An 11,523-nucleotide genomic window follows, 5' to 3' on the forward strand; every position below is an offset into this window, starting at 1 on the left:
AAAACAGGCATCGCGGAATACAGTGAAACCTTCCTTTAAACTTAGCTGAAACCAGTCTCTACAAGTAACACGATTTCCCGACCAGTTGTGAAAATATTCATGCGCAATAACCGCTTCGACGCGCTGAAAAGCTGCATCTGTTTGAGTGTCAGGATGCGCCAGTACACAAGATGTATTAAAGATATTCAGACCTTTAGTTCCGCCAAAGTAGAGGGTACCGTCTTGGGATTTAAGATGGCTAAAGCGGTTGAATTCCCAGCCTTGAAGCCCGTCAGAAATACCAAAATTTTCAACCCGTTTTGTTTTTGGATCAAACTTGCTCAGACCTTTTCGAGTACCTAACCAGAAAAATCCCTTATCATCCATTTCTATCCCTGTGATAAAGTTATCTGGCAGGCCTTGTTTCATGCCATAGGTCTCTTTCCAACTGGTCTCTGGATTATACCCAACCAACCCCGTGGAAGTTGCAAACCATAAAACGCCATCATCCGTTTCGCTGACGGCATAAATGTCATTTTGTTCATTGAGCTTAACTGAGCTGACTTGCATCTTGCCTGGATCAAACATCTCCAACCCGTCATGCCCTCCAACCCATAACCATCCCCTTTTATCCTTGTGTTGCAGATTAATATGCCGATTTTTTAGGTTGAAAGGTGCTTTGTCATTATCAAGGCTATAATCAGTGAATGCTTCAAGAACAGGATCAAAGCGCTGTAATCCCTGATCCCAAACGCTAAGCCATAAAGTTCCCTGATCATCTATTCGAATATCAAAAATATTATTTCCTAAAAGACCACCTTTGTTCAGGCCATCACTTTTATAGTGAATGAACCTTTTATGAATAGAATCGTATTTATTAAGCCCCCCACCCCATGTGCCAAACCATAGAATGCCATCGTTACTTTCTGCTATGCTGATAACAGAATCACTGCTTAGGCTATTGCGATCATCTGGATTATGTTTCAAATGGCGAAATGACTGGTTTTCGGGGTCAAAAATACTTATGCCACCGCCATCTGTCGCGATCCAGATCAGACCATTTTTATCTTCATGAATATCAAGAAGATTATCAAAAGCAGGTCCTTTTTCAGGTGCTGTAGGCTTTGACTGATAAATCTGAAACTTAAGGTCATGCACGCTAAAACGACACACTCCATTATTAAAAATACTTAACCATAAAGCCCCGTTCATGTCTTCTTTGATATCAAAGATAGCCCCATTGGGTATCAGATTTCGCCCTGTACCAGCCTGATAATGTTCAAAACTGTCTGTTGCAGGAACATACTTGTTCACTCCGTTTTTATCTGTACCAATCCAGATATTGCCCTGACTATCCTCAAACACAGACCATACATCATTTGTCGCGATCGAATTGTAATCTAATTTTGAATATTGATAGTGAGCCCAACTATTTATTTCAGGATCAAAAACAACAACACCTTGAGTTGTTGCTAGCCAAAGTTTGCCATTGGATCCCAAAAGAAGATCACGTACATAATTATCTGAAACACTGGCAAGAGAATTGCTTAAAGAGAAGTGAGTAAACGCACCAGTATCAATACTTAAATGTTCCAGACCTTTATCTGTCGCCAGCCATAAATCATTGTTTTGCCCATTAATGATACGATGAATTGTATTGCTTACGATAGAATTTGCATTATCCGACTCATTTATAAAAACCTGAAGCAGTTCACCAGTATCAGGATTAACTTGTCGCAGACCAAACCCGACACCACCAATCCAAAGGTGCCCCGAACGATCCTGATGAATTGCATGAATACTATTTTGACTAGAAACATCAAAGTTCTTAAAGGTCCCTTTTTTATGATCATATCGGCTAAGCTTATGAGACCCGACCCAGATAAACCCCTCACGATCTGTCATTGTGCTCTGCGCAAACGTGCCGCCCAAACTATTGGGATCTTCTATGTCGTGCGTGAAAACCTTAAAGTCATAGCCATCATAACGATTTAAGCCATTTGAACTGGCAACCCATAAATAACCGTCGTGATCAAAAGTTTGCTCTGACACTAAGCTCGAAGACAGACCTTCCCCTACGGAAAAGCATCTTAGATTAGATTGACCACTCGCAGAATGGGTTGCATTAGAAACATTACTCCCCCCCAAACAAACAAGAAAACACCCAATAAAACAAAGTGCTCTGAACCAACTCATATAAATACTATTTACCCCCGCCAAACCGCTTAAAACAAAGCAGCTCAGTTATTTACCTGAACATTACGCTCTTATTATTACGTACTTTTATTAAGTACTTTTTCACCTGTTAGCTGCATAATGAACAGAGGAGGTAAGTAAAAGGTTAATTTCAACGAGGAGTAATATTTATTTCAATAATATATATCAATTTTGACTTATTTAACGACAAAAATCAGGCCCGCAGCAATAGACTGTGGGCCTGATCTATACCACACTACAGAAAACTTAATCCCCGAGAACGGTGCCTTCGCGGCGGGTATCTGCACCGCCGACAAGTTCGCCATCAAGGATCTGGATTACGTGAAGACCAGAATTCAGGTCACGCACGTTAACCTCATGCCCCATGGCTTCCAGCGCGGGGACCATCGCAACAGCATCTGTGCCCTCTTCCACGTCTGTAGCTCCATTACGGTTGACGATATGTGGCTGGCTGATGGCAACCTGTGGGTCCATGCCAAAGTCCAGAATACCAATGACGGATTGGGCCACATAGTTGATAATCCGTGATCCACCGGGTGATCCGATAGCCAAAACAGGCTTGCCATCTTTTAGAACAATAGTTGGTGCCATGGATGATCTTGGGCGTTTGCCCCCTTCAACACGGTTGGCAATCGGCTTGCCATCTTTTTCTGGAGCACGAGAGAAATCGGTCAACTCGTTGTTTAAAAGAAAACCGTTGCTCATCACACGAGATCCAAAACCAGTTTCAATGGTTGTGGTCATGGAAATAACATTACCGTCGGCATCAACAATGGAAAAGTGACTGGTCCCCGGACGCTCCAGTTGCGTATCCGGTGCATAAATACTTGCTTCTTTCCACGGCGGCGTCCCGGCATCTGCCTTGCCCATTGTTTTTGCCGGATCGATCAAAGCAGAACGTTCTTTCAGATAACTCTGGTCCAATAACCCTTCGGGCATCTTCACAAAATCACTGTCTGCCATATAAAGACCACGGTCAGCATAGGCCAATTTGGCTGCTTCCAGATACAGGTGAGTGCTTTCAGCACCCGGTCCCATGGCCGGAATGTCATAGTTAGAAAGAATGGATAAAATTTGTCCAACGGTCAACGCACCGGATGACGGTGGTCCCATGCCGCATACTTCATACCCACGATATGGCGCACAGGCTGGTTTACGCTCTACAACGCTATAAGCCTTCATATCTTCCAAGGTAAGAATGCCGCCATTTTCTTCCGTCTTCACTGCCTCGACAATGTCTTTGGCAATCTGACCTTCATAGAAAGCTTTCGAACCTTCTTTCTGGATCATCGCAAGCGCAGCCGCAAATTTAGGGTTACGTAATAATGTCCCTTCTTTCAACGGCTCACCATTTTTATCAAAGAAATAAGCCCGCGTATGGGGCATGGCTTCCAGCTTGCGTTTGCCAACAGCGTTAGCAATAGAATTGGCCATGCGGTGCGAAATCTGGAACCCGCCCTGTGCCAGCGCACGGGTTGGTTCAATCAATTCAGCCCAATCCTGATTACCATAACGCTGGTGTACCGTTTCAATCAGTTTAAGCGTGCCCGGCACCCCGACAGAACGACCGCCAACAACCGCATCAAACCACCCCACTGGTTGACCATCTGTTCCCAACCAATAGTCTGGCGTTGCCGCCATTGGTGCTTTTTCACGTCCGTCAAAGGTCGTCAGGCTTTTTGCTTTGGCATCCCAATAGACCATAAAGGCACCGCCCCCGATGCCAGAGCTTTGTGGCTCGACAAGGTTAAGCATCAACTGCACAGCTACTGCCGCATCCGCAGCGGACCCACCGCGTTCCAACACCTCATAACCGGCTTGTGTTGCAATCGGATTGGCCGATGCCACCATGAATTTTTGGGATTTCACGGACTGTTTTTCGACAACAGCGTGGGTCGCCTCGGGTTGCACAGCTTCTTGAGCGACAGAGGCTCCAATAACGCTATAGAGAGGTAAGGTAGTGGCAAATGCCAGCGCGACCTTTTTCGGACTAATCGACATAAATTTCTTCCCTGTGATTATATTTATTTTCTGTAACAAACAGGTCTTGTGCATAACGCCCTGATACTGCCCAAAATATTATCCCGAATGTTATCCAAGATATTATAAAGCCGATATCATAGCTTTAATTTATAGACTTTGGGGTCAGCAACAAGTTTACGAAAACAGATCACCAACAAATAACCTTGCCAATAAGTTCTGTTTTTATAATAGATAACGGCTACAGCTTTGCACTATGCCCGACAATCTTATAAATTAATTTTATAACTTTATAGGTTGTTTTAATAGCATAGCGCCCTTTGATTTCCTTTGGCAATGTCGCCAATAATTTTGTCACAGGCAAATTTTTATATCATCAAAAGCCCAACACACCTTGAAAAATCAAACAAGATAATCGGCGAAGACAGTAAACAAAGATGCAAAACCTAAAAGAAAGCAAACTCGCACACCTAAAATCTCTAGAGGCTTTTGCCGCCGTAATGGAAGGGGGAAGCATTACCAAAGCCGCCGAAAAACTAGGAGTAACGCAGCCTTCTGTCAGTCAGCACATACAACGACTGGAAAGCGCTTTTGAAACCGAGCTTTTCATACGCCAGAACGGACGCATCTTTCCCACTGAACGAGCAAAAATCCTGTTGGATGACGTAGAAAGCCTGCTGGCGGGGATTGATAAAACCTTTCGCAAATGGCGAAGAGGACAAACCAAACAGCTAAGCCATTTACGCATCTGCGCATCCTTTTCCAACTGTTCATTAGTGTTACCGCACCTTTTAACCCGCTTATCCGGGCAAAATACAATGCATTTTCAGGTTACCTCGGCATCGATGGAAGAGTCCGTTTCAGCCCTCGTTGAAAACCGAGCCGATGTTGCGTTTCATACCAAACCACTGGATCATGGATCGATTGAAAACCAACGCTTTCTTTCCGCTCGGCAAGTCTGTGTCATGCCAAAGACGCATCCACTGGCGGGCCATAAAGCTCTCAGCCCCGTTGATCTGGACACACAAAGAATGATCTCGGTCCCCAAAACGGACCCTTGCTATCCAGAGCATCAGGAAATCATGCGTCGTTATAACCTTGTGGTACAAAACCTTTTGGAAACACCCTATTCCACCCTTGCCATGCAGATGGCCGAAGAATTTGATGCACTCTATATTGGGAACGTCCTGATTGCAGAGCTGTTCTGTCAAAAAAATCAAAACCTTTGCTGGCGTGAAATTAAAGAATTCGACCAAAAGACTAACTTCTATTTCGCCGTCTCTCCCTGGTTACAAAATTCAGAGACAGAACGCGCCTTAAAAAGATCGATAGCAGATGCTTTTTCAGAACTGAACAGTCGTCTCCACCTTTGGTAAAAGCCATCCAGAAAAGATCGATATCCAGTTTCCTTTCCAAACCTTGGAAATCAAACACTGGCCTGACCAGAACAGACTATGGACGTATTTTATAAAGACAGAGCGATTTATACTGTCCGACGCGGATTATGACCATGTGATGGATGCATAAACCTGTATTCGCCGTCACCTGCCAAGCTTGGTAATTCTCTGGGGTCATAGCCAAGTTCGCCAACTAACTGAACACGAGATACCCCAATATCCTTCAACCACTTCTCGTCACAGCTCAAGAGTTTATAAATTTCTCGTTTTCGCGCATTTTCCTTTCGCTTAGCAAGGAACCAAGACCGAAAACGTGATCCCCATAAACTCCCCAGTGGCACGCATTGAGACCTAAAAGTATTTTCAAGTTTATGTACCATCGAACCTATTCCTTATATCAATTATTACTGAATATAAGACTGCGATAGACATTTTTGAAATTCATAGTTAATATGATAGGCATTTAAAATTATTATAACTATATTTCTGAGATATGCGCTATGCCTCCTCACCTTGAAAGCGATTTACTCCGTACCTTTGTTGCGATTGCGGAAACAAAAAACTTCACCCGAGCATCAGAAATTGTCAGCAGAACACAGTCTGCCGTTAGCATTCAGATGAAAAAACTGGAAGAAATCGTCAACGGGAAATTATTTGATCGTGGGCCACGGGGCGTTACCCTCACTCCTTCTGGGGAACACCTAGTTAAAGATGCCAAACGCATACTGTCGTTATTAGACCAGGCCGCGGCATCATTACAAACAGATCCTCTGAAGGGCACCGTCAGAATTGGTATCCCAGAAGAATATGGCGGTACGTTTCTCCCCTCTGTTCTATCTCGATTTGCAAAAACACACCCCCAAGCAGAAGTAACCGTGCGCTGCGCACAATCAGAAGCACTTAACAAGGGGATGGAAAAGGGGGAACTTGACCTTATTATTCTTCACGAGGAAGCCACCAAAACTAGTGGTGAAATTCTTCTGAACAATCCGATCGTTTGGATTACATCAGATACATATCGCCAACACGAATGTACTCCCATGCCTGTGGCTGTGTACGATAGTGAATGTTGGTGGCGTGAATGGGCATTGGCCTGTCTGGATCAGCAAAATAAAGATTATAAGATCACCTATGTCAGCAGCAGTACATTTGGCTTACAAGCTGCGGTATCATCAGGCATTGCAGTCGGAATTGTCGCCGAAGGCCAAATACCGCCTGACTGCCGAGAATTAACCGCAGAAGAAGGTTTTCCAAGACTTCAGAGCACAAATATTGTCCTCCGGCAAAACACACAACGCGAATGCAATACTAAAGCAGGAATGGCTCAGGCGATACGCGATGCCTTTCAAGCCTCTAGAGCTTAGGGTCTGCCCCCTAATTTCGCAGCTTTTGCCCGCATGATTTTTATAGTCGTGATTTTTGGCGGCATGTTACCGGCATGTTAATTGCCGCCACACCAACAACGGCGGCCAGAATTCCAATGGCCACAATAAAAGAAATTTCTTCCCCCAGAAAAACCACCCCGAGCATAACCCCGAAACCAGCGCGTAAATATGCCTGACTGGCGACACCTAAAGAACCCAAGGTTTTGATCAACCGAAAATAAATCAGAAGCGCAACGCCGGTACAAAAAATAGACAGGATGGCTAACGATCCAATAGCTTCCACTGAAGGTGTCAAAGACCATGGCTTATCGACAATCAGGCTGGCAGGCACCAAAACAATCGTCGCCCAAAGCATTGTCCCCGTGGCAATGACCGAGGAACTAAGATGCGTAAAACGCTTTCCATAGATTGCGGCACAGCCATAAAGAAAAGCGCCCCCAACGGCACAAATTTGCCCAAGAACTTCTTGCCCCAAACCGTCTAAGGCATCAACCCCAACGATAAACAGAACGCCAAACAGCCCAAGGGTTGCCCCAAAAAGCTTTAACCCCGTCACCTTTTCATGACGGGTAAACAGTAAAGTGATAAAAAAGACGAAGATAGGAGAGGTCGAATTTAACACACTGGCAAGAGCACTATCCACATACTGCTGTCCCCACGCCAAGATTGTCCATGCTGCGATAGAGCTAAGAAATGATTGAACAAACAACATGCGCCAGCTTCGTCCGTCCCTTGGCAATTTCTCCTGTTTCAAAACAAGTAAAATAACCAAAAAAATAGCTGCACCCCCGACACGACCAGCCACCAGTGTAAAGGGCGGAATCTCCGTCACAGCGACCTTCGCGAATAAATAAGATGATCCCCATAACAATGCCAAGAGGCAAAGAAACCCCAGTTCGATAAAGAGAACAGGTTGCTTTTGTTTTACCACGATAATCGACCTCTATTTTCAAAAATTAAATAACATCATTCCATTTTAACCATTTAATTATAGCTGGCTTTTCCACAAAATGGTTCGACTAAGAACGAAGTATTAAAATAGGCGTTTTGACATTACTCGCTAACAGTCGATTGTAAAACTATCGCATTTTTTTCACCTTTAGGTTATGGTTACCAAATTGTTACCAAAAAAAAGGTAACAAGTGATCTTAAGATCCAAAAACAAAAACATTAAACAGGGGGGCTTCGCAGAATAGTAAAAGCCCCAAATAGAACAGTAAAAACCAGAGGGGAATCAAATGTCCGCTACATTAATTGTAGGACTTGATGGCACAGAGTCCGGTAACCGTGCCCTCGCCTATGCTAAAAAGCTCGCCAATCTTATTGGTGGCTGTGAATTACTTGTGGTCTATGTGATTGAATGGTCACCTTATACATTCCAAACCGCCGAAGAAAATTCCCAACGGCATAAACGCCGCGAAGAAGAAATATCAATGGCGATGGAACGCGTTATCGATCCTGCGGTTACATCCTTAAAAGCTGACGGCATTAACGCACGGGGCATTGTGCGTCATGGTGACGTTGCTGAACTTATCGATGCTGTCGCCGTCGAAGAAAAGGCTGAACAAATTATTGTCGCTCGTTCATCAGAAGGTGGCTTTGTTAAACGTGTCTTTGGCACAGCAACGGCCAACCTTGTTATGCACGCCAGCGTTCCCGTAACAGTCGTCGGATAAGGAGAGCACTTATGAATAAAATTTTTAAAATTCTCATGCCTGTGTTCGCCCTTATGAGCACAACAACGACCGCCTTTGCACAAGAAGGTGGGGGATTAGATGCTGCGATCAACACAGGCTTTGCCGCAGCAACTGGATGGTTTGTTAACTTCATCTTTGCCCCGTTCCCCGGAACAAGCTTTCCGTGGATTGTGATGTGGCTTGTTATTGCGGCATCCGTTTTCAGTCTCTATTTTATCTTTGTCCAATTCAGACTTTTTGGTCATGCGATTTCACTTGTCAAAGGGGATTATTCCGATCCCAATGACGCGGGGGAAGTCAGTCACTTTCAGGCCTTGGCAACAGCCCTGTCCGGGACCGTCGGCCTTGGTAATATTGCGGGCGTTGCGGTCGCAGTCGGTATTGGTGGCCCCGGCGCAACCTTCTGGATGATCCTTGCCGGGCTTTTGGGCATGGCGTCAAAATTCACCGAGTGTACACTTGGGGTGAAATACAGAAACGAGTACGAAGACGGCACCGTATCTGGTGGCCCCATGTACTATATTTCAAAGGGCTTTACCGAACGCGGTCTTCCCGGCGGCAAGTTTCTGGCTATTCTCTTTTCCGTGTTCTGTATCCTCGGTGCACTGGGCGGCGGGAATATGTTCCAGGCTAATCAGGCACATGCACAAATTGCAGGCATTGTCGGCGATTATCCAGGCTGGATTACAGGCATTATTTTTGCCGGTGTGGTCTTTGCTGTTATCGTTGGCGGTATCAAATCCATCGCGAACGTAACCGAAAAAGTTGTCCCCTTTATGGGCGTGCTCTACGTCGGTGCAGCCTTGGTTATTCTTATTATGAACGCAGACCAGATCGGTTGGGCTTTTGGCCAGATCTTTGAAGGCGCTTTCACAGGTCTTGGTGTCGCTGGCGGCTTTGTCGGTGCTTTGATTCAGGGCTTTAAACGGGCGGCTTTCTCAAACGAAGCTGGTGTAGGTTCTGCCGCGATTGCGCACTCTGCCGTGCGGACAAAAGAACCGGTAACAGAGGGTGTCGTTTCTTTGCTGGAACCTTTCATTGATACAGTTGTTATCTGTACAATGACGGCGCTTGTGATCATCATTACAGGCCAGCTCACCGTAAATCCAGAAACAGGCAACTATATTGTCGAAGGTGGCAAAATCGTCACAGCGACAGGCGTTTCCGGTGTTGCACTGACCTCTGCTGCATTTGAATCAGCCTTTAGCTGGTTCCCGTATGTCCTTGCTCTTGCGGTTATTCTCTTTGCCTTCTCGACCATGCTTTCCTGGTCATACTACGGCTTGAAAGCCTGGACCTATATGTTTGGTGAAAGCAAAGGCGCAGAGCTGACCTTTAAGGTTATTTTCTGTATCTTTATCATTATCGGTGCCGCAGCAAGTCTTGGTCCGGTTATCGATTTCTCTGATGCAGCAATCTTTGCAATGGCGGTGGTTAACATCACGGGGCTTTACTTCTTGATGCCAATCGTGAAGCGGGAACTCAACAGCTATATGGCCCGCCTCAAAAGCGGAGAGATAAAGAAATTCTCTGATCAAGCTGGAAAAAGTGCAGCTGAATAAGCGGACAAGAACTGCTAAATAATAACAGGTACTGTTATACCTGAACCTATAAAACGGGCGACATATAAGTCGCCCGTTTTCGTTTAACATCCACGTTTGATCAATACGGATAAAGCCCCACAATCCGAAAGATATTCTTCAAATGACAGCAGAGCTAACTATTTTCCGACACCAATATAAAAAGCTATACACCTCGCCATCTTTGCACTACGGAGAGGTAATAAGAATTTACTAGGAAAACTTTCTTGGCAGTCAATAACCTGTTAAACTGTTAGTGAAATGCAAAGCTATGAAATCTAAAAGGCGTAAGATCATTGAAATTGGGTGGCGCGAATATGTCGGGTTACCGGAATTACATATAGATCATGTGAAGGCCAAGATTGATTCAGGTGCCCGAACATCCGCGCTACATGCCGAAGAAATCACCCCCTTTGATCAAGATGGGATCGGATATGTTTCTTTCCTTATCCCTTTTATTGGATGTGAAAAAGGCATTCGCTGTTCTGCAAAAATCGTTGATCGACGCCCGATTAAAAACACTGGCGGCGTGGCAGAAGAACGATACATCGTTAAGACAACCCTGACCTTGGGCGAAATGCGCTGGCCTGTAGAAGTTTCCCTGACCAGCCGGCAATCAATGCGTTTCCCCGTCATTATAGGACGTACAGCGATCAGGGAAAGAGGCTTTCTGTTGAACGCCGGGCGCTCTTATCTCTCGGGACGCCCCGGCTACATATCCCCCCGACAGGAATAAGACGGGAAGAGTTCATTTGTATCCCAAATGAATTTAAACAAACGTACTAAATCCATATCATTCAAAATGGAGTAAAAATCATGAAAATTGCGATGTTGGCACGAAATGCCAACCTCTATACGCACCAGCGCTTGAAAGCAGCAGCTGAAGAACGTGGACACGAGCTGGACATTATCAACACCCTGCGGTGCTACATGAATATCGCTTCCCGCCGCCCCGAAGTCTATTACAATGGCGAAAAGCTAACAGGGTACGATGCGGTTATTCCCCGTATCGGGGCCTCGGTCACCTATTACGGTACTGCTGTTTTAAGACAGTTCGAAATGATGGGTGTTTTTCCCTTGAATGAATCTGTTGCCATCGGTCGATCCCGGGACAAACTGCGTTCCATGCAGCTACTGGCCCGCGATGGGATTGGCCTGCCGGTAACAACCTTTGCTCATGACCCAAAACAAACCGACGAAGTTCTAAAGCTCGCAGGCGGTGCCCCCTTGGTTATCAAACTTCTGGAAGGCACACAGGGCATCGGTGTTGTTCTTGCCGATAGTGATC

9 protein-coding genes and 1 pseudogene are annotated in these 11,523 nt (G+C 45.3%); 6 read left to right on the top strand and 4 right to left on the bottom strand.

Annotated elements, in window-relative coordinates; genetic code table 11:
* The coding region (locus Q0241_RS00315) for a two-component regulator propeller domain-containing protein (protein WP_299371278.1) at positions 1-2,175 on the bottom strand (2,175 nt) is incomplete at its 3' end.
* A gap of 267 nt (positions 2,176-2,442) precedes the next feature.
* The gene (gene ggt / locus Q0241_RS00320; RefSeq protein ID WP_299371281.1) at positions 2,443-4,197 is read right to left on the bottom strand and encodes a gamma-glutamyltransferase; all 1,755 of its coding nucleotides are present in this window, start codon (positions 4,195-4,197) and stop codon (positions 2,443-2,445) included.
* A gap of 416 nt (positions 4,198-4,613) precedes the next feature.
* Between ggt and Q0241_RS00325 the strand changes: the two genes are divergently transcribed.
* A complete protein-coding gene (locus Q0241_RS00325; protein ID WP_299371284.1) occupies positions 4,614-5,552 on the top strand; it encodes a LysR family transcriptional regulator in 939 nt (312 codons plus the stop codon).
* Between the two features lie 107 nt (positions 5,553-5,659).
* Here Q0241_RS00325 and Q0241_RS00330 read toward each other — a convergent pair whose 3' ends face one another.
* Complete coding sequence (locus Q0241_RS00330) at positions 5,660-5,953, bottom strand: hypothetical protein (RefSeq protein ID WP_299371287.1); 294 nt, start codon at positions 5,951-5,953, stop codon at positions 5,660-5,662.
* A gap of 120 nt (positions 5,954-6,073) precedes the next feature.
* Here Q0241_RS00330 and Q0241_RS00335 point away from each other — a divergent pair, with 120 nt between their 5' ends.
* A complete protein-coding gene (locus Q0241_RS00335; RefSeq protein WP_299371291.1) occupies positions 6,074-6,937 on the top strand; it encodes a LysR substrate-binding domain-containing protein in 864 nt (287 codons plus the stop codon).
* 40 nt (positions 6,938-6,977) lie between these two features.
* Here the strand turns inward: Q0241_RS00335 and Q0241_RS00340 are convergent, their stop codons facing one another.
* Entirely contained in the window at positions 6,978-7,889 is a 912-nt protein-coding gene (locus tag Q0241_RS00340) for a DMT family transporter (protein ID WP_299371294.1), read from the bottom strand.
* Positions 7,890-8,196: 307 nt separating this feature from the next.
* Between Q0241_RS00340 and Q0241_RS00345 the strand changes: the two genes are divergently transcribed.
* The 4 genes and pseudogenes from Q0241_RS00345 to Q0241_RS00360 all read left to right on the top strand — a co-directional run.
* Positions 8,197-8,634: a universal stress protein gene (locus Q0241_RS00345; RefSeq protein WP_299371297.1), complete on the top strand. Its 438-nt coding sequence runs from the start codon at positions 8,197-8,199 to the stop codon at positions 8,632-8,634.
* Positions 8,635-8,645: 11 nt separating this feature from the next.
* Positions 8,646-10,217 carry a sodium:alanine symporter family protein gene (locus Q0241_RS00350; RefSeq protein WP_299371300.1) on the top strand — a complete coding sequence of 524 codons (1,572 nt, stop codon included), beginning with the start codon at positions 8,646-8,648 and terminating at the stop codon, positions 10,215-10,217.
* Between the two features lie 289 nt (positions 10,218-10,506).
* On the top strand, positions 10,507-10,971 hold the full coding sequence (locus Q0241_RS00355) for a RimK/LysX family protein (RefSeq protein WP_299371303.1): 465 nt from the start codon (positions 10,507-10,509) through the stop codon (positions 10,969-10,971).
* Between the two features lie 80 nt (positions 10,972-11,051).
* A pseudogene (locus Q0241_RS00360) lies at positions 11,052-11,523 on the top strand (30S ribosomal protein S6--L-glutamate ligase); the annotation flags it as partial.

Source organism: uncultured Kiloniella sp. (genome assembly GCF_937128705.1).
Lineage (GTDB): Bacteria > Pseudomonadota > Alphaproteobacteria > Kiloniellales > Kiloniellaceae > Kiloniella.

What these genes read in the sequence shown, in the direction of transcription:
- Q0241_RS00350 (WP_299371300.1), top strand. Translation starts at nt 8,646, where the DNA reads ATGAATAAAATTTTTAAAATTCTCATGCCTGTGTTCGCCCTTATGAGC.
- ggt (WP_299371281.1), bottom strand. Translation starts at nt 4,197, where the DNA reads ATGTCGATTAGTCCGAAAAAGGTCGCGCTGGCATTTGCCACTACCTTA.
- Q0241_RS00355 (WP_299371303.1), top strand. Translation starts at nt 10,507, where the DNA reads ATGAAATCTAAAAGGCGTAAGATCATTGAAATTGGGTGGCGCGAATAT.
- Q0241_RS00335 (WP_299371291.1), top strand. Translation starts at nt 6,074, where the DNA reads ATGCCTCCTCACCTTGAAAGCGATTTACTCCGTACCTTTGTTGCGATT.
- Q0241_RS00345 (WP_299371297.1), top strand. Translation starts at nt 8,197, where the DNA reads ATGTCCGCTACATTAATTGTAGGACTTGATGGCACAGAGTCCGGTAAC.
- Q0241_RS00325 (WP_299371284.1), top strand. Translation starts at nt 4,614, where the DNA reads ATGCAAAACCTAAAAGAAAGCAAACTCGCACACCTAAAATCTCTAGAG.
- Q0241_RS00330 (WP_299371287.1), bottom strand. Translation starts at nt 5,953, where the DNA reads ATGGTACATAAACTTGAAAATACTTTTAGGTCTCAATGCGTGCCACTG.